At 66.0% G+C, this 18,680-nt stretch carries 17 protein-coding genes and 2 pseudogenes; 7 read left to right on the forward strand and 12 right to left on the reverse strand.

Annotation, left to right across the window (positions count from 1 at the left end; all coding sequences use genetic code 11):
* The first annotated feature begins 77 nt into the window (after positions 1-77).
* On the forward strand, positions 78-3,215 hold the full coding sequence (locus AC1PLS_RS18905; RefSeq protein ID WP_024938873.1) for an efflux RND transporter permease subunit: 3,138 nt from the start codon (positions 78-80) through the stop codon (positions 3,213-3,215).
* A 499-nt stretch (positions 3,216-3,714) separates the two neighbouring features.
* Here the strand turns inward: AC1PLS_RS18905 and hglS are convergent, their stop codons facing one another.
* From hglS to AC1PLS_RS18960, 11 genes and pseudogenes are all read right to left on the reverse strand, one after another.
* Positions 3,715-5,082 carry a 2-oxoadipate dioxygenase/decarboxylase HglS gene (hglS, locus tag AC1PLS_RS18910; RefSeq protein ID WP_102256982.1) on the reverse strand — a complete coding sequence of 456 codons (1,368 nt, stop codon included), beginning with the start codon at positions 5,080-5,082 and terminating at the stop codon, positions 3,715-3,717.
* Positions 5,083-5,408: 326 nt separating this feature from the next.
* Positions 5,409-5,563 (reverse strand): annotated as a pseudogene (locus AC1PLS_RS18915) (beta-ketoacyl-[acyl-carrier-protein] synthase II); the annotation flags it as partial.
* Between the two features lie 124 nt (positions 5,564-5,687).
* Positions 5,688-6,299 (reverse strand): hypothetical protein, encoded by a 612-nt coding sequence (locus tag AC1PLS_RS18920; RefSeq protein ID WP_184433120.1) that lies wholly within the window; start codon positions 6,297-6,299, stop codon positions 5,688-5,690.
* 160 nt (positions 6,300-6,459) lie between these two features.
* Positions 6,460-7,047, reverse strand: coding sequence for a hypothetical protein (locus tag AC1PLS_RS18925; RefSeq protein ID WP_184433117.1), 588 nt, complete (start codon positions 7,045-7,047; stop codon positions 6,460-6,462).
* A 112-nt stretch (positions 7,048-7,159) separates the two neighbouring features.
* Positions 7,160-7,918 (reverse strand): HAD family hydrolase, encoded by a 759-nt coding sequence (locus tag AC1PLS_RS18930; RefSeq protein WP_046344739.1) that lies wholly within the window; start codon positions 7,916-7,918, stop codon positions 7,160-7,162.
* A 37-nt stretch (positions 7,919-7,955) separates the two neighbouring features.
* Positions 7,956-8,390 carry an EF-hand domain-containing protein gene (locus AC1PLS_RS18935; RefSeq protein WP_439655000.1) on the reverse strand — a complete coding sequence of 145 codons (435 nt, stop codon included), beginning with the start codon at positions 8,388-8,390 and terminating at the stop codon, positions 7,956-7,958.
* A 254-nt stretch (positions 8,391-8,644) separates the two neighbouring features.
* Entirely contained in the window at positions 8,645-9,007 is a 363-nt protein-coding gene (locus AC1PLS_RS18940; RefSeq protein ID WP_024938867.1) for an EF-hand domain-containing protein, read from the reverse strand.
* Between the two features lie 224 nt (positions 9,008-9,231).
* Positions 9,232-9,609: a hypothetical protein gene (locus AC1PLS_RS18945; RefSeq protein WP_184433112.1), complete on the reverse strand. Its 378-nt coding sequence runs from the start codon at positions 9,607-9,609 to the stop codon at positions 9,232-9,234.
* Positions 9,610-9,746: 137 nt separating this feature from the next.
* Positions 9,747-9,944, reverse strand: a complete 198-nt coding sequence (locus AC1PLS_RS18950; protein WP_016903162.1) for a CPXCG motif-containing cysteine-rich protein — start codon at positions 9,942-9,944, stop codon at positions 9,747-9,749.
* Between the two features lie 79 nt (positions 9,945-10,023).
* Positions 10,024-10,770, reverse strand: coding sequence for a M15 family metallopeptidase (locus AC1PLS_RS18955; protein ID WP_240307503.1), 747 nt, complete (start codon positions 10,768-10,770; stop codon positions 10,024-10,026).
* Positions 10,771-10,866: 96 nt separating this feature from the next.
* Positions 10,867-11,674, reverse strand: a pseudogene (locus AC1PLS_RS18960) (N-acetylmuramoyl-L-alanine amidase).
* 313 nt (positions 11,675-11,987) lie between these two features.
* Between AC1PLS_RS18960 and AC1PLS_RS18965 the strand changes: the two are divergent.
* From AC1PLS_RS18965 to AC1PLS_RS18990, 6 genes are all read left to right on the forward strand, one after another.
* Complete coding sequence (locus AC1PLS_RS18965) at positions 11,988-13,400, forward strand: SH3 domain-containing protein (protein ID WP_102256990.1); 1,413 nt, start codon at positions 11,988-11,990, stop codon at positions 13,398-13,400.
* Positions 13,397-14,494 carry a dipeptide epimerase gene (locus AC1PLS_RS18970; RefSeq protein ID WP_184433109.1) on the forward strand — a complete coding sequence of 366 codons (1,098 nt, stop codon included), beginning with the start codon at positions 13,397-13,399 and terminating at the stop codon, positions 14,492-14,494. Before AC1PLS_RS18965 ends, AC1PLS_RS18970 begins: the two co-directional genes overlap by 4 nt.
* Before the next feature lie 488 nt (positions 14,495-14,982).
* A complete protein-coding gene (locus AC1PLS_RS18975; RefSeq protein WP_126966505.1) occupies positions 14,983-15,759 on the forward strand; it encodes a L,D-transpeptidase family protein in 777 nt (258 codons plus the stop codon).
* Positions 15,756-17,063 carry an APC family permease gene (locus AC1PLS_RS18980; RefSeq protein WP_184433105.1) on the forward strand — a complete coding sequence of 436 codons (1,308 nt, stop codon included), beginning with the start codon at positions 15,756-15,758 and terminating at the stop codon, positions 17,061-17,063. Before AC1PLS_RS18975 ends, AC1PLS_RS18980 begins: the two co-directional genes overlap by 4 nt.
* A gap of 88 nt (positions 17,064-17,151) precedes the next feature.
* Positions 17,152-17,649, forward strand: coding sequence for a hypothetical protein (locus tag AC1PLS_RS18985; RefSeq protein ID WP_184433103.1), 498 nt, complete (start codon positions 17,152-17,154; stop codon positions 17,647-17,649).
* A gap of 170 nt (positions 17,650-17,819) precedes the next feature.
* Positions 17,820-18,152: a hypothetical protein gene (locus AC1PLS_RS18990; protein ID WP_104575610.1), complete on the forward strand. Its 333-nt coding sequence runs from the start codon at positions 17,820-17,822 to the stop codon at positions 18,150-18,152.
* Between the two features lie 55 nt (positions 18,153-18,207).
* Here the strand turns inward: AC1PLS_RS18990 and yiaA are convergent, their stop codons facing one another.
* On the reverse strand, positions 18,208-18,645 hold the full coding sequence (gene yiaA, locus AC1PLS_RS18995) for an inner membrane protein YiaA (protein ID WP_046344757.1): 438 nt from the start codon (positions 18,643-18,645) through the stop codon (positions 18,208-18,210).
* Positions 18,646-18,680 lie beyond the last annotated feature (35 nt).

Genomic DNA, 18,680 nt, shown 5'->3' on the forward strand with positions numbered 1-18,680 from the left:
CGCACGCATGGCAGCTGCGCTGGCCGTTGCCTTTCCCGATTCCCGAATCCCGAATCCCGATTCCCGGCAGTCACCCCATGAACATCTCCGCGCCCTTCATCAAGCGCCCGATCGGCACCGCGCTGCTGGCGATCGGTTTGTTCGTGATCGGATTGATGTGCTACCTGCGGCTGGGCGTGGCGGCGTTGCCGAACATCCAGATTCCGGTGATCTTCGTGCACGCCACGCAGTCCGGCGCCGATGCCAGCACCATGGCCTCCACCGTCACCGCACCCCTGGAACGCCACCTGGGCCAGCTGCCAGGCATCGACCGCATGCGCTCCTCCAGTTCGGAGAGCAGCAGCCTGGTGGTGCTGGTGTTCCAGAGCAATCGCAACATCGATTCGGCCGCGCAGGATGTGCAGACGGCGATCAACTCCTCGCAATCGGACCTGCCGTCCGGGCTCGGCACGCCGATCTATTCGAAAGCCAATCCGAACGACGACCCGGTCATTGCCATCGCGCTGACCTCGGACACGCAATCGGCCGATGAGCTCTACAACGTTGCCGACTCGCTGCTGGCGCAACGGCTGCGCCAGATCACCGGCATCAGTTCGGTCGATATCGCCGGCGCCTCCACGCCGGCGGTCCGCGTGGATGTGGATCTGCGCGCGCTCAACGCGCTGGGCCTGACCCCGGACGATCTGCGCAATGCGGTGCGCGCGGCCAACGTCACCTCGCCGACCGGATTCCTGTCCGACGGCAACACCACCATGGCGATCGTGGCCAACGATTCGGTATCCAAGGCCGCCGATTTCGCCCAGCTGGCGATCTCCACCCAGTCCAATGGCCGCATCGTGCGGCTGGGCGACGTGGCCACCGTCTACGACGGCCAACAGGATGCCTATCAAGCGGCCTGGTTCGACGGCAAACCGGCGGTGGTGATGTACGCCTTCACCCGCGCCGGCGCCAACATCGTCGAAACCGTGGACCAGGTGAAGGCGCAGATTCCCGAGCTACGCGCCTACCTGCAGCCCGGCACCAAGCTGACGCCCTACTTCGACCGCACCCCGACCATCCGCGCCTCGCTGCACGAGGTGCAGGCCACGCTGCTGATCAGCCTGGCGATGGTGGTCCTGACCATGGCGCTATTCCTGCGCCGCCTGGCGCCGACGCTGATCGCGGCGGTCACCGTGCCGCTGTCGCTGGCCGGCTCGGCGCTGGTGATGTACATGCTGGGCTTCACCTTGAACAACCTCAGCCTGCTGGCGCTGGTGATCGCCATTGGCTTTGTGGTCGACGATGCGATCGTGGTGATCGAAAACATCATGCGTCATCTGGACGAAGGCATGCCGCGTCTGGATGCCGCACTGGCCGGTGCGCGCGAGATCGGCTTCACCATCGTGTCGATCACTGCCTCGCTGGTGGCGGTGTTCATTCCGATGCTGTTTGCCAGCGGCATGATCGGCGCGTTCTTCCGCGAGTTCACCGTGACCCTGGTGGCGGCGATCGTGGTGTCGATGCTGGTGTCGCTGACCCTGACGCCGGCGCTGTGCAGCCGCTTTCTTTCCGCACACACCGAACCGGAAAAACCCAGCCGTTTCGGCGCCTGGCTGGATCGCATGCACGAGCGCATGCTCGCGGTGTACACGGTGGCGCTGGATTTCTCGCTGCGGCACGCCCTGCTGCTGTCGCTGACGCCGCTGCTGTTGATCGCCGCCACCGTCTTTCTCGGCGGCGCAGTCAAGAAGGGCTCGTTCCCGGCGCAGGACACCGGCCTGATCTGGGGCCGCGCCAATTCCAGCGCCACGGTGTCGTTTGCCGACATGGTCAGCCGCCAGCGCCGCATCACCGACATGCTGATGGCCGACCCGGCGGTGAAGACCGTCGGCGCGCGGCTGGGCTCCGGCCGGCAGGGTTCCAGCGCCTCGTTCAATATCGAATTGAAGAAGCGCGACGAAGGCCGCCGCGACACCACCGCGCAGGTGGTCGCACGCCTGAGCGCCAAGGCCGACCGCTACCCGGATCTGGATCTGCGCCTGCGCGCGATCCAGGACCTGCCCAGCGACGGCGGTGGCGGCACCAGCCAGGGTGCGCAGTACCGCGTTTCGCTGCAGGGCAACGACCTGGCGCAGCTGCAGGAATGGCTGCCCAAACTGCAGGCGGCGTTGAAGAAAAATCCGCGCCTGCGCGATGTCGGCACCGACGTGGATACATCGGGCCTGCGCCAGAACATCGTGATCGACCGCGCCAAGGCCGCGCGCCTGGGCATTTCGGTCGGTGCCATCGATGGCGCGCTGTATGGCGCCTTCGGCCAGCGCTCCATTTCCACCATCTATTCGGATCTCAACCAGTACAGCGTGGTGGTCAATGCACTGCCCTCGCAAACGGCAACGCCCAAGGCGCTGGACCAGGTCTTCGTGCCCAACCGCGCCGGCCTGATGGTGCCGATCACCTCCGTCGCCACCCAGGTGCCCGGGCTGGCGCCGCCGCAGATCGTCCACGAAAACCAGTACACCACGATGGATCTGAGCTACAACCTCGCACCGGGCGTGAGCACCGGCGAGGCGGACCTGATCATCAAGTCCACCGTGGAAGGCTTGCGCATGCCAGACGGCATCCGCCTCAGTGGCGATGACAGCTTCAATGTGCAACTCAGCCCCAACTCGATGGGCGTGTTGCTGCTGGCCGCGGTGCTCACCGTCTACATCGTGCTGGGCATGCTGTACGAGAGCCTGATCCATCCGGTGACCATCCTGTCCACGCTGCCGGCCGCCGGCGTCGGCGCACTGCTGGCGTTGTTCCTCACCAACACCGAGTTGTCGGTGATCTCGATGATCGCGCTGGTGCTGCTGATCGGCATCGTCAAGAAGAACGCGATCATGATGATCGACTTCGCGCTGGTGGCGCAGCGCGTGCACGGCATGGATGCGCGCGCGGCCGCACGCGAGGCCTCGATCGTGCGCTTCCGCCCGATCATGATGACCACAATGGTGGCGATCCTGGCCGCGGTGCCGCTGGCGGTCGGCCTGGGCGAGGGCTCCGAACTGCGCCGCCCGCTGGGCATCGCGATGATCGGCGGGCTGATCTTCTCGCAGAGCCTGACCCTGCTCAGCACGCCGGCGCTGTACGTGATCTTCTCCTGCCTGAGCGAACGCTGGAAGGCGCGTCGCGCGCGTGCACGTGCACGCCGGGCAGAGCGCGCGGCGGCACGGCGCCCGGCGTCGGCGCACTGAGCGATGCCCCACGCGCGCCGGTCTGCACGGACTCACGCGTGCCGGCCGGTATGCCGGTGGCCCGCATCTTTCGCCATCGCTCGTCGATTGCCGGCATGCCGCAGGGGCATCGCTGCTGGTAGTGCATTCAAACGCGGCACAGTGATGCGAGCTGCAAATGCACGCTCGACTCACGCGGCTTTTGGCCAGAGCCCACGTGTTTGACCGCATCCAGACGACACTGCGATCCGGAGTTCGGCTGTCTTGACGTGTTGGACGGTATGGATGGATCAGGGATGGATCAGTTGTCGCGCGGCGGGGCTGCGGCCTGGTTACAGGGCCCTTGCCCGCCCACCATCGCAGGACACGCCGCAAGTACGTCCCTGTAGGCTCTTACGCGGCATCCATGCCGCGTAAGGTCCCGCGACGGTAGGCGGGCAAGGACCTGTCGAGATGGTCGGTGTGCAAGATGCAAACCGTGCGTTACATGCGTTGTTCGGGCGACGGCGCGCCGTGACCGCTACACCAGCAACGCCTGCAGCGACGCCCGCTCCAGCTGCGCATACAACGCGCACTCATCCTGCACCTGCGCGCCCAGCGCCTGTTCGAAACTGCGCTTGCTCGAATGGGCGGCATAGGCGCGTTGTTCGGCGCCACCGAGATTGGACTGGAAGATACCGGCCGCACTCACCGGCAGGAAATCTTCATAGATGATCGGATCGGCACTGAGCAGACCGAGCGCAATCGCGGTTTCTGCCGGCATTGCCGCCACCTGCGCGGGGTCGGCACGTCCGGCCTCGGTCAGCGCATAGCGGAAATAGCCCAGGCCTTCCTGACGCAGCACGGCTTCGTCGTCGGGAAACGCCACGAACGCGGTCTGCAGCCGCGTGGCGTAATCGGTACCGGTGCTGCCCGCGCCATCGCTGTCGCGTGCCTGCGCCAGCAGCGCGTCGTACAGCGCGCGGCCCTTGGGCGTCAGCGCGAGCCCGCGTTGTTCGATCTCGCCGAAGCGCGCGGTGTGCGTGCCGTGCTCGGCCTGCCCGCTGTCGCCGACAAAGCGCACCGGCTCCTCCAGTGCCTTGAAACTGGTCTGGCGCAGCAGGATCGGCACCCGCCGACGCGGCGGCCCTTCGATCACCGCCTTGGCGTCGATGCCGGCGCGCTGCATCTGCGCCTGCGCCGCATCGATATCCAGCGTGCGTGGCGTCAGGTGGTTGATATGCGGCCCGTGGAAGCTCACCACGTCGGCGATCAGCTTGTGCGCTTCGCTCAGCGCGCGGTAGGTCGGCAGCGACACCGTGGCATCGCCATGCCAACGGAAGGTTTCCAGCGCTTCGTCCACGAACTGCTGCGCCTGCGCCGCCTCCAGCCCGCCGTGGCGCTCGTGCTGCTCGATCAGCTCCAGCGCGGCGGCGGTGAAGATCTGCCGCTGCTCCAGGATCTGCGCCGCCTGCGCCCGCAGCGCGGCGTCTTCGATCAGCTCCAGCCGCAGCAACGAGGTGAACACGCGGAACGGATTGACCGACAGCGCCGCCTCGTCGATCGGGCGGAACGCAGTGGAATGCACCGGCACACCGGCCACCGACAAATCGTAATAGCCCACCGGATGCATGCCCATCACCGCAAACAGCCGCCGCAACGTGGCCAGTTCCTGCGCCGTGCCGACCCGGATGGCGCCATGCCGTTCCAGATCCAGCCGCGCGCGCTCGTCGTTGCGTTGCAGGCGCGCGGCCAGGGCGGGATCGGCACTCAGGGTGTCGGCGTTGACCTGCGCCACCAGCGTCATCAGGTCGCCGTACAACGGCACCTCGGCGCGATACATGTCCGACATCGCCTGCGCGAACAGGCTGCGGATGTGATCGGGGGAGACAAACACGGTATCGCGCATGGGCTGGTCTTGGCAGGGCCGGCCAACGCCGGCGTTGCGGCATTCTCGCCGACCGCGCCCTGCGGCGGCCAGCTGCACGGCAGCATGCCGGCGCCTGTGTTGGCGCGCAGACAGGCGCGCAGCCGATCGGTCACCTCACGTCTTGCCGCTGCGCAGGTTCCCACCAGGCGTGAAACGCATCGAGTGGCGGCTGGCGATCCGTGGCGAGCAGTCGTCCGCTGGATGCGGATGGCGCACAAGCTTGGAACCCCAGCGCACGGCGTGGTCCATGTCGGTCCTACTGCCGGCTGCGCCTGTGTGGCCGGGAGCACAGTCATCTTGTGGGTCGCTCCGGGGATGGCCAACAAGCGCGAGAGGCCGCCAGCCTCGCCCAGGCTCAGGCCGACCCGGCGCGCACCGCACGGCCGGCACGGCTCCGGTGCCAATACTGCAGCGAGTTGAAGCCGAATAGCACGCTGCCGCGCCGGTAGCCAACCCCACCTTGAGCCGGCAGCCACCGGATGTGCGTGGACGGCGCGCAGTAAACGCAGCGTGCGAGTGGTACACGCCGGTTCCTAGCACCGCCACACCCGCCTGGTGGCTACGCCGTCGGTTTGCCAGCCGTTCTAAAGCCCGGCCTGCGCCGCTGCCTCGGCCGCCTCGCTGGCCTGGCGCGCGGCTTCCAGCCGTTGCGCGTGATCGCCGAGCTGGCGGCGCAGCAGTGCGTCCAGGGTGATCGGACGTTCCCAGCGGTCGTAACTGGCGACGATGGCGTGCCGCAGCGCGCGCATATGCACGGTCTCCGGCGTGACCGACAGCCGCGTGATCACGCCCTCCCAGCCGTCATGATGGTCGCGACTGTAGGCGCGCACGGTGTCGCGGCAGGACAACTGCAGCGTCTGCGCCCAGAAACAGGCGAAATAGATGTCGCCGGCGTGCCAGCCATGCACCTGCAACAATGCCTGCACATAGCCGCGCGGGGTGCCGGTGTAGCGCGCAACTTCGCCGATGAAGCTGTCCGGGTAGCGCTGTGCGTAGCTGCCCATGTCGGCCAGATGCTGGTCCACCCAGGCATCGCCGGTGCCTGGCGTCACTGCCGGCGCAGCAGCCGGTGCCGCAGCGGCAGGCGCAGGCGACGTCTGCGCAACTGCCAGCATCGGCAGCAGCAGCGCACTCAGCAGCGGCAGGGATCGCAACAGCGAGGTAAGCAGTGAAGGCATGCGCCGATGATGCCGCATGCCCGCGTCGCTGTCAGGCCGAGCGCTTGCGCCACCGACACAGGCGGCGCGCCGTCAGCGCGCCAGCCGTATGGGATGCCCCGAGTCGGAACGGATGCGTAGCGCCGGCTCGCCACGAGCATTCGCATGTCTGGCGCGCGCACAGCGGCGCCGGCCGCGCTCAGCGCAGATCGTAAAAGCCGCCGTAGTGCACTTCGCGGCAGCCGCTGAGATCGCAGGCACCCACATAGCCCGGGCCGATGTAACGCTGCCGCGCATCGCGATTGTGCGGGCTGCTGTAAGGGTCCGGGCCGTACAGACCATTGCCGTAATAGATCTGGCCGTACGGGCGGTTGCGCGACGCGCCTAGCCGTAGCCCGGCGCCATACCCGAGGTATCCACGGGCGTCGCCGCCGTATAGGCCGTAGCGCTCGCCCGAATATCCGTCGGCAGCAAATACGCTGCTGCGCTCATGCCGGTCCGGCCGGGTCTGCAAGGTCGCGATGCTCTGGCCCTGGGCATCCACATAACCCTGCTCGCGGTCGAAGCGCACCATGCGGAAATACACCAGCTCTCCCGCGTCCCGACGCGTACGCAGGCGGACATAGTTGCCGCCATCGTCGTAGTAAGGCTGACCGTCGCGAAAGATCACTTCGCTCGGGTTGATGACTTCTTCCTCGAGCTCGGCAGCCGTCAGTGACGGCGCGCCGCCTGACAGAGCCAGCAATACGGCCAGGCTGACACGGCAGGTAAACGACAACATGCGCATCGGTGATCCCTCCTAGTCGGCCAGGCATGCACGCCTGACCGGAAACGTCCTGTTGCTGGGCGCCGCTGGTTGCGCCGGCAGATCCAGGTCGCGGCGCTGGCCGCGACGGAGCTCAGCTTAGCGCGTGCTGCCGGGCCACTGCATCCAGCGCATGCACTGCCGCCGGCCAGCCGGCAGCGTCGGGCACTTCGCGCATGCGCGGCTCGTCGGCGGCCACGCCGTGCTCCTGCTCGTGCGCCCAGGTCACCGCGTACGGGGTGTAGATCCCCCAGCCGCCGATGGCCAGCACCGGCTCCACGTCCGAGCGCAAGGAATTGCCGATCATCACAAAGCGCTGCGCCGGCAGGTCGAACTCGCCCAGCACGCGCGCATAGGTCTGGGGATCCTTCTCGGACACCACCTCCACGCGCGGAAACAGATCGGCCAGACCGGATTGCTCGATCTTCTGCTCCTGATGGAACAGGTCGCCCTTGGTGATCAGCACCACCGCATAGTCGGCGGCAATTGCGCTGACCGCCTCACGCACGCCGGCAATCACCTCCACCGGATGCTGCAGCGTGGCACGGCCGATCTCGACGATGCGCTGGATGTCGCGTGCGGCGATGCGCGCCTGCGTCAGTTCGATCGCCGTCTCGATCATCGACAGCGTCATGCCCTTGGCGCCATAGCCGAATACCTTGAGATTGCGCCGCTCCACCGCCAGCAGGTGCTGCTGCATGCGGCTGTCGCCCAGATCCAGGTAATCGGCCAGGATCGCTTCGAAATCCGCTTCGGCAGTGCGGTAATAGTCCTCGCTTTTCCAGAGGGTATCGTCGCCGTCGAAGCCGACCAGTTGGATCGCCTGGCCGTCGCGCTGTGCAGAAGAGGTCATCGCGCCAGTTTAGCAGCGCACTGGAGCGCTGCCGCGGTCAATCCCCCGCCGCGTCGCCTGGACCGGGCTGGTAGCTGGCGAATTCGTCGCGCGACAGGCGCCCATCGCCATTGCTGTCGAAGCCGGCAAAATTCTCGCGCAGGACGGGGTCGGCGCCGGCTTCGTCTACGGTCAATGAGCCGTCGGCGTCGCTGTCCAGGCTGCGGAAGGTCCGTGGCGCCAACGTGCCGGCCTGCGGCGCCAGTGCGGCCTCCGCACCGCCTTTGGCAGCCGATGGCGCTGCAGCGTCGGCCGGCAGCAAGGGCGTGGTGGCAGGCGGTGGTGGGTCGATCGGCAACGGCGCCATTGTCGGTGTTGCCGGCCCTGTGGTGGAGGTCGCACGCGACGGGTTGGCCGGCGGCAACTCCGGCGGCGCCGCGAGCGCCCACAGTGGGCTCGACAGGCCGACCAGCATGGCGATACGCAGCAGCATGAGAGTGTGCCGAAGGGACGAGCGGGCAATCTAGCGCGGTGCACGTAAAGAAAACGGGAGCGACCCTGGCAGATCGCTCCCGCGTGTCCATCCTGTTGCGTGGTCATGCTGCTACTTGCCGATCACGGGCATCCACAAAGCGATGCCACGGATCAAACGACAACAAAGCTCAAATGACTGCAATCGCGAAAGCTGCCTCCTGATGTCGAAAAAACACGTCAGCAAACGAACTCACTACCTTGCGACCTACTACCTCAGTTGCCTTGCGACCCACTACCCGCTGCGCCGCCCTGCTGCTTGGCGACAAACGCCTTGTATTCGTCCGGGGTCAGCTTGCCGTTCTTGTCGGAATCGGCGTCATTGAAGATCTGCGCGAGCCCGGCATTGACCTGGGCCTCCTGTGTGCTGATGGCGCCGTCGCTATCGGTGTCGACGCTCGCCCAGGTCTGGCCGCCGCCGGACTGCGCAGGCTGTGCCGCGCTTGTGGCAGAGCTTCCCGACTGGGCCGACGTCGCGGCGGCATCCTGCTGCGTACTCTGCGCCATCGCCGGCAGCGCCAGGGCGGCGGCAAGAGCGGCGGTGGCGGCGAGCAGCGAGGTGCGGTTGCGATTCTTCATTGGGTGGTCTCCTTGGCTTGGGAATGCGCGGTGTCGCCGCACATGGCCCCACCTTACCCAGCCCGAATGAACGCAAAACCCGCCGCAAGTTCCCGCAAAACATCCTCTTAACCACGCGTCGGACGTTTGCGCCTAGCCATCTGTTAGACATCGGTGAGCCAAACAGAAGCAGCTCATTCGATGCATCGAAATATGCGAACCGTGCCGCATTTCATAACGTAAATTTACGCATTCGGTGCCTCGTCATCCCAGCTTCCGGAGCTGAACATTTTCCAACCCAGCACCACACCGGCGATCGCCCCAGCCACTTCCAGGATCACCCGCGATCCCAATTCGTTGGGATCGTGGATCTTGGCCAATGCCAGGCGCGCATACAGCGGCGACTCCAGCCGCACGATGCTGGTGTAGACGAGATTCCAGATGTCGTAGCCGCCGCCGATGGCGACTGCGAGCAGACAGGCAATACCCAGCGTGTGCCCGTGGGTGAAGTGCACACGCCGGCCGATGTGCTCGACCCCGGCGAAGACCAGCACACCCAGCACCAACGCGATCAGGCCAGCCTCCAGCGAACCGAGCAGACCGAAGTGCAGAGGCAGATTCATCGTGAGGATCCAGGCAGCAGGCGCATCAGTCTAGCGGTTGCGGGTGATGGATCCCTGCCCAGGCAGCAAGCGCGAGCGCTTACGCGAACGCGGACCGGCCGCGCGCTACGAGTGCCCGATGCTGCGGCACGCCGCGCTCACGCATCGTCCTGCCCGCGCGCACTCACCTGCGCCTCGCCTTCCTCATCCCACTGCACGCTGACCGAGATCGGCTTGCAGCACACCTGGCAATCTTCGATGTAGTGCTGGTCGCCGCCGGTCAGATCCAGCGTCAGGGTGATCCACTCCCCGCAATACGGGCAGGCGATATCGATAAAGCGTTCCGGGTCGGACATGGCAATTCCTTGCAGCGATTTGGGGTGATGCACAACATGGACAGGCCGGTGGCCGAGTCACCGCCTGCGGCGCGGTTGCTCAGTTGACCGGCACATCGAACGCGGTATCCGGCATCGGCTCGGGGCGGAAGGTGAAATGCCACCACTCCATCGGATAGTTGGCAAATCCCTCCGCCGCCATGGCACGCAACAGCTGCTGGCGGTGGGCACGCTGGGCGGGGCTGATGTCGCGCGCATCGGTATGCGCACGCGCATCGAAGAAATCGAAGTCGGTGCCCATCGCCACCGGCTGGCATGGGCCCTGCCGGCAATCGAGCAGGCCCAGGTCCAGCGTTGCGCCACGGCTATGCCCCGAAGTCTCGGCAATGTAGTCGCCCAACAGCGCGCGCTTGTCCACACGCGGGTAGTACTGCGCCTTGGTCGACTGATCCTGCAGATCCGCAGCCCAGGCCACGAACGCCTGCACCGCCCGCACCGGCCGGTAGCAGTCGAACACCTGCAGTCGATATCCCTGGGACTTGAGGGACCGCGCCACCCGTGCCAGCGCCTCCGCCGCCGGACGCAGCAAATAGCACGTGGGCGCCTCATACCCCGGCACCACACGCCCGGTGAAGTTGTTGCTGCCCGCATAACGCATGTCCACCGCGATCTCGGGCGCAAGGCCGTGCACATTGACCAGACCGGCTTGTGCGGCGGTTGTTGCCGAAGAGACATGCACCTCGGCAGCTGCGGCAACCAACGGCACCACCGCGATCGACAGCAGTGCCTGACATACCGCTCCCCGAACCCGCCGACGCAATGTCCGCACCGACCTGATTTGCCTCATCGTTTTTTCCCTTGTAATCAATGGGGACATTGCACATCAGGCATCACGCCCGAATCGGTCGCCAGGATGGCGCTGGCGAACGCGACCACGATGCACTTATGAGCCTTCGCTCTCAAGCTGCTTGGCAGTAACTGGCACGCTGAGTGGTCGCAGCGGCCCGGTCAACGCATGCAGGATGCGCAAATCCTCGGCATCCAGCGTGTGGGCGTCGCTGCCGCGGTAGTGATGATGAAATGCCTGTAGCGTGGCGGCGGGATCGTCGAGGCTGTAGCCGAGCAGGGCCAGCGCCTGCCAGGGATCGAAGCCTGCCGGCGCGGCGGGGGGCATCGGCGGCAGGCCAGCGGCCGAAGCCGGCGTCGGCCAGGCGCTTCCACGGAAACAGCGGGCCGGGATCGTTCTTGCGGGTCGGGGCCACGTCTTCATGGCCGACGATCTGCGTGCGCGGAATGCGCAGGCGGGTGCACAGGTCGTCCAGCAGCACCAGCAGGCTGTCGATCTGGGCGGGCGCGAACGGCTCGCTGCCGTCGTTGTCCAGTTCGATGCCGATCGAGGCGGAATTGATGTCGGTGATGGTGCCCCAGCGCCCGGCGCCGCCATGCCAGGCGCGCTGGTCGTCGCTGACCAGTTGATAGCGCGCGCCATCCTCGCCGATCAGATAGTGCGCACTGACCCGGCCGCCGCTATTGCGCCCGCGCAGCGTACCCAGGCTCTGCGGCACCGATTGCTGGTCGGTGAAGTGCAGCACGATCAGGATCGGCCGCCGCGTGTCGTAATTGGGCGAGGGCACCCACTGGGCCAGCGGGTTGCGCTGCGGCGCATGCGCGCACGCACCCAGTGACAGCACCACCAGGCACAGCGCGGCGCGTAGCCAGGGCGATGGCGACAGCGTGGGAGCAGATGACATCGGATTCTCCTGGCAAAACGGCAAGGGCTTGCGCTGCACCAGCACCCTGATGGGCCGCGCAGGCGATGCACCCATTATCTGCCGTGCGGACGATGGCGTGCAGCACGCGATTGCGGCCGGTGGCAGGCAGACTGCACGTGCGCAGAGACCGACAGACCTTACAGCGCCGCTGCGCCATGCGACACGCACCCGTGATAATGCGCATGCGTACACTAAAGGCCGGCGCGGTCGGCGCAGGTCCACCATGCGCTTGCCGTAGTGATTTCCCGCACAGAGCCTCGCCAGTCGCTGTATCCCATCAAGAGCCCTCTTCATGCCACTGTCGCGCCGCCTGCTGACGTTGTTGCTGCTGGTCACTGGACTGTCCTGGGATGCCGCTGCGGCAACGCCTGCCACTCCGATACCGCACACGGCACCGTTGGCGGCCAGCGATGCGCAGCTGACCGCCGACTACTGGATCCAGCGCACTGGCAACGCGCAGACGCTGCACATGACTACCGCACAGATCACCGGCTTCAATGCGCGTTTGCTGCGTGACGATCGCTCCATGCACGACCTGTCGCAGCTGGCCGAAGTGCTGCCGGCGGCCGAGGTGCGCGCGCGCATCGAAGCGCTGTCGGCCATGCCGACGCGTGCGCTGTACGACAGCGAAGGTCGCAGCATCGATGCCTCCCGCCTTGCGACGCTGCGCCACGCCCTGGCACTGGATGCACTGCCTGCGCAGGTCACGCCACGGTTTGCACTGGTGGTGCAGCGCGCGGCACTGCGCACCTTCCCCACCGCGCAACGCGTGTTCAGCACCACCGACGACCATGATATCGACCGCTTCCAGGAATCGGCGCTCTACCCCGGTACACCAGTGGCGGTGCTGCATACCAGCGCCGACGGTGCATGGCACTTTGTGCTGGCAGCCAACTATGCGGCCTGGATCGCCGCCGACCGGATTGCCGTGGGCACGCGTGAGGAAGTGCTGGACTATGCACGACGCCGCCCACGACTGGTGGTCACCGGCGCACGCGTGCAAAGCGCCTACACCCCGGAGGTACCCGCCATCTCCGCACTGGCGCTGGACATGGGCACCAGCGTGCCACTGCTTGGCGACTGGCCGCCGCAGCAGCCGGTCAACGGGCAGTTGCCGCAGGCCGCCCATGTCGTGCAGCTGCCGCTGCGCAACAGTGATGGTCGCTTGCAGCTGGTGCCGGCACTGATCCCGCGCGGCGCCGACGTGCGCGTGGGCCCGTTGCCGGCCACGCCTGCAGCGTTGTTGCAGCAGGCGTTCAAATTTCTTGGCGAACGCTATGGCTGGGGCAACGATTACGATGCGCGCGACTGCAGCGGTTTCGTGCTGGATGTGTATCGCAGCCTGGGCATCGCATTGCCGCGCAATACCGGCGATCAGGCACGCAGCCCTGCGCTGCTGGGCGTTCCGTTCCAGGCGCAGGCCGCACTGCCGCAGCGCCTGCAACAACTTGCCCGGCTGCAGGTCGGCGACCTGATCTACATCCCTGGTCATGTGATGCTGGTGATCGGACACGAGCGCGGTGCGCCATGGGTGATCCATGACGTGGCCGGCGCCAATTACCGCAACGCAGCCGGCAACGTGCAGCGCGCGCGCTTGAACGGTGTGTCGGTGACGCCGCTGCTGCCCTTGCTCGCCAGCGACGGCACACCATTCGTCGACCACATCACCCGCATCCAACGCATCGCACCGATTGGCTCTCCATGAAGATCACCGGCTTCCGCCTCGGCATGCTGCGCGTGCCATTGAAGACCCCGTTCAAGACAGCAGTGCGTACCGTGCAGGCGATCGAGGATGTGGTGGTGCTGCTGCAGACCGACAGCGGCCACATCGGCTATGGCGCAGCGCCGGCCACCGCCCCGATCACCGGCGATACGCACGGCTCCATCATCGCTGCGATCCAGCATTGCATCGGGCCGACGTTGATCGGCCAGGACGTGGCCGATCTCAACCGGCTATGCGCGCTGGTGCAACACGCGCTGGAGCGCAACACCAGCGCCAAGGCGGCAGTGGAGATCGCGCTCTACGACCTGTGGGCGCAGGCTCTGGACACCCCGCTCTACCGGGCGCTCGGCGGTGGCATGCCGCGCATCACCACCGACATCACCATCAGCGTCGATAGCATCGACGTGATGGTGGCGCAGGCGCAATCCGCGCTTGCACGTGGCTATCGGTCACTGAAGATCAAGGTCGGCAAGGACAGCGGCTCGGACCTCGAGCGGATCACCGCGATACATGCCGCTGTCGCTGGCCGCGCACCGCTGCGCCTGGATGCCAACCAAGGCTGGACGCCCAAACAGGCGGTGCGCACCATGCGCACACTGGAACACGCCGGCATCGTGATGGAACTGGTGGAGCAGCCGGTCAAGGCCGCGGACATCGACGGGCTGGCGTTTGTCACCGCGCGGATCGACACGCCGGTGATGGCCGACGAAAGCGTGTTCTCGCCGGTCCAGGTGATCGACCTCATCCAGCGCCGTGCCGCCGATATCGTCAACATCAAACTGATGAAGACCGGCGGGCTATCCAACGCAATCCGCATTGCCGATATCGCTGGCCTGTACGGCGTGCCCTGCATGATCGGCTGCATGATCGAATCCAGCATCAGCGTGGCTGCGGCAGTGCATCTGGCGGTGGCCAAGGCCGGCAGCATCACCCTGGCGGATCTGGATGCGCCCGCGCTCGGGCAGTTCGATCCCACCGAGGGCGGCGTGCACTTCGACGATGCGCAGATCCATATCGACGACTCGCCCGGCCTGGGCATCCGCCGCATCCGTGGGCTGGAGCTCTTGCCGGCTTAAAACGTCAGTAGGGTCTCCAGGCCGCATCGGTCCAGGCGCGATGCCTCACCACTTCTGCGCATGCAGTCACCCGGACAGCGAACGTCGTGCATTGCTTGCACCATGCCCACCGATCATCTCGACAGGTCCTTGCCCGCTCACCGTCGCGGGACCTTACGCGGCATGGATGCCGCGTAAGAGCCTACAAGGATGTACTTGCGGCGTGTCCTGCGATGGTGGGCGGGCAAGGGCCCTGCAACCATGCCCCAGATCAGCCGCTCTGCAGCCAGCCACAGAGGCCAACTCTCCGAGAACAACAAAACACACTCGAAGCCCGGCCAAGCAGTCGCACGAACCAGGCGCGCGCATGCGGCACACGGCCACATTGCTGAGTACAGTAGCGACATGATGGTGTGCCCAACGCGGCACCAAAGCAGCGTACTGTCTCCGTCAACCGTGTATCGCCCCCAGACTCGTCCCCCGCTCGACCCATTCCCCCCGGAGCCTGCATGCGCCTTGCCACCTTGTTTCGATCCGCTGTGCTGTTGGCGCTGGCGAGCTGCGGCAGCGTTGCCGTCGCTGCCGGGCCGATCGATGCCCTGAATCAAGCGCGCGCATTGATCGTGGTGACCACGCCGGACTGGGACAGCACCCAGGCGCGCCTGCAGACATTCACCCGTGTGGACGGCCACTGGCAACCGGCCGCACCGGGCTTCGCGGTCGCGCTCGGGCGGCATGGCAGTGCCTGGGGCGATGGCCTGCATCCGGCGCAGGCGCAAGGCCCGCAGAAGCGCGAAGGCGACGGCCGCAGCCCGGCCGGTGTATTCGCGATCGGCCCGGCCTTCGGTTACGCCCAGCAGATCGACAGCGCCATGCCGTACCAGGCGATGCGCGCCACCCACTACTGCATGGATGTGCCGAGTTCGCCGCTGTACAACCGCATCGTCGATGCCGCACAGGTCGGTGAGGCCGCAGTGGCCGGGTCGACCGAACCGATGCGCCTGGACCTGCAACATCCCGGCGATGCGCGTTACAGCGAGGGCTTCGTAATCGCCCACAATCCCGATGCGGTTCCCGGGCGCGGCAGCTGCATCTTCGCGCACCTGTGGCGCACGCCGGGCCAGTTCACCGCCGGCTGCACCGCGATGGCGCCAGCCGACATGCAACGCCTGCTGGCCTGGTTGAAGCCCGACGACAAACCGCTGTTCGTGCTGTTGCCACGTGCCGAATATGCACGCCTGCAAGCCCACTGGCAGTTGCCCGAATTGAAGGAGGCGGCACGATGACCACCCCGGCTCCTGCACCCGATTCCACTGGCCTGGTCCGCGTGGTCAGCCGCTGGCAGATCGTCGGCTTGTCGATCAACGATGTCATCGGCAGCGGCATCTATCTGCTGCCCGCGGCCACCGCGGCACTGCTGGGGCCGATGAGCCTGTGGGCGGTGATGCTGGCCGGTCTGGCGGTGGCGTTGCTGGTGTTGTGCTACGCGCAGGCGGCCAGTTATTTCGACACGCCGGGCGGCAGTTACCTGTACACGCGTGAGGCGTTTGGCCCGTTTGTCGGCTTTCAGATCGGCTGGATGATCTGGCTCACGCGCATCAGTTCGGCAGCGGCATTGAGCAACGGCCTGGCCGATGCGGTGGCGCGGTTCTGGCCGACCGTGGCGACCGATCACTGGGCACGCTTGCTGGTGGTCGTCGGTTCCCTGGGTCTGCTCACCGCCATCAACGTGATCGGCGTGAAATCGGCTGCGCGTACCGGCATCGCGCTGGTGATCGGCAAGCTGGTGCCGTTGCTGCTGTTCGTGGCCATCGGTCTGTTCTACGTGGACTGGTCGTGGGCCTTTGCCGGCACCACGCCGGATCTGCGCGACCTGGGCAATCTGGGCGAAGCGGCCTTGCTGCTGCTGTTTGCCTATGCAGGCTTTGAAAACATTCCTGCGGCCGCTGGCGAATACCGCAACCCACGCCGCGACGTGCCGTTTGCGCTGATCACCATGATCGTCACGGTCACCTTGATCTACGCCGCGGTCCAGGTCGTCGCACAGGGCACGCTGCCCAATCTTGCCGCCTCGCCCACGCCATTGGCCGATGCCGCAAGCCGTTTCGGCGGCGAGGCGCTGGCGCTGATCCTCACCGTGGGTGCCACCATTTCCATCCTCGGCACCACCAGCAATACGGTCATGCTCGGGCCGCGCTTTCTGTTCGCGTTGGCACACGATGGCTACGGCCCCGCATTCCTGGCACGTGTGCATCCGCGCTTCCACACCCCGGCTGCGGCAGTGCTGACCCAGGGCGTGCTGTCGCTGGCGCTGGCGGTGTCCGGCTCGTTTACGCAGCTGGCATTGCTGTCGATGGTCACGCGGCTGTTTGCCTACATCGGCACTGCTGCGGCGGTGATCGTGCTGGCGCGTCGCTACCGGCAACGCACCGACACCTTGCGCCTACCTGGCGGGCCGGCCATTCCCATCGCAGCGCTGCTGCTGTCGCTGGGCCTACTGGCCAGCGCCAGCTGGCAGAACCTGGCGGCCGCCGGGGCGGCATTGCTGGTGGGCTGGCTGATTTACCTGTTTCCGCGCAAGCCCGCGTAGCGGTTTTCGCAGGACGCTCGCACAGCGATCACGCACGACTAACCGTGCCCGTCCAACGCTGCAGTTCTAACCTGCATGGGAGTTTGCGATGAAACTGCGCCGTGTCTACAGCACGCCCGATATCGAAAGTGCGCAACGCGTCATGCAAGCCGCACGCAGCGCCGGCATCGACAACGATGCGCTGTCCTTGATTGCCCGTTCGGATATCGAGCTGCAAGGCATTCCCGATGAGCGCAAGGATGCCAAGACGGATTTTCTCCCTGCTGCCGCGCGCGGCGCCGCCACCGGGGGCGCTGCGGGCTTGGTCGCCGGACTGGTTGCCATCGCCGTGCCTCCGATCGGTCTCACCATCGCCGGCGCCGGCGTCATGGCGCTGGCAGGCGCCCTGGTCGGCACCTGGTCGTCTGCACTGATCGGCGCCACCGTCCCCGATCCGGTCCGCCGCCAATTCGAGGACGAAATCCAGGCAGGGCGCGTCCTGGTCATCATCGACGCCGACGAGTCCTCGCTGCAGCATGCCGAAGCCAGCCTGCGTGCCGCCGGCGCCACGCCGCTGCCGTACGAGGCTGCATCGGCGGCGACGTGACATACGCCGACACCGGCTGAATCGCGGTGCGCAGCGCGCCGCATGGCGCAGGGACGCACCAGAGAGCGCTACCAAGTGCAGCATGCCTTGATGCCCTCCTCACCTGCCCTGGCAACGGATTTAACACCTGCCCGCCTAGGTTAGGGCGCACATTCAACACGGAGACGAGCATGAACGTGCCGTATCAGATTCCGGGCCGCGCACCGGACGAAGACCGCAGCCAGAACGTATCCAATTATTGGCGCGAGCGCTTCACCGAAGAATCGTATTACACCGAAGGTGACCGCTACGAAGATTACGAGGGCGCCTATCTCGTAGGACACCAAGCGCGTATCCGCGAAAACGCCCGCGCCTACGATCAGGTCGAAGCAGAATTGCACCGCGAGTGGGAAGCCAACCGCGGCACCGATGGCTTGAGCTGGAGCAAGGCCCGTCACGCCGTCAAGCGTGCCTGGGAAAATGCGACAGACCTCGTGACTGGCGACAACAAGTCCAAGCCCTGAAGACAGCAACGCCACCGTGGAGGTGGCGTTGTTGTATCAATCTGTCTGTAGTGCATCAGTCCAGCGGCGGCGGTACTGCGCGAGAGTAATGCGATGCGTTGGCGACATCCATCGCATCGCGGGTGTTCTTCTGCACCGCAACTGCGCCGAACAGGCTCAATGCGTAGGCCATCGCGTAGAAACCTTTCTCGCTCAGCAATAAAGTCGCGTTGATCAGTCCGATTGCTAGTAGCAGCAGCGCGATGACCAGCGAGAACCAACAGATCGCGTAGTACAGGCCCGTCACCGGAATTCCATCTGCGCGGTCACGCACACTCTTCTGCAACGACACCGATGCGAACAGGCCAAACAACAGCAGCGTGAAGTAATAGCCTTTTTCGTTGAGCATCATCTGCGCATTCCATAGCCCGACCAGGTAGGCAATGCCACCCAGCAGCAATGCAGCCCAGGATGCGGCGATAAAAGCAGGTGACGTTTTTTGCGTGGCAGCCATGGAAACTCCTTTTCATGGTGAAGCAGTGATGTGGG

Source organism: Xanthomonas sp. NCPPB 3218 (assembly GCF_056725185.1).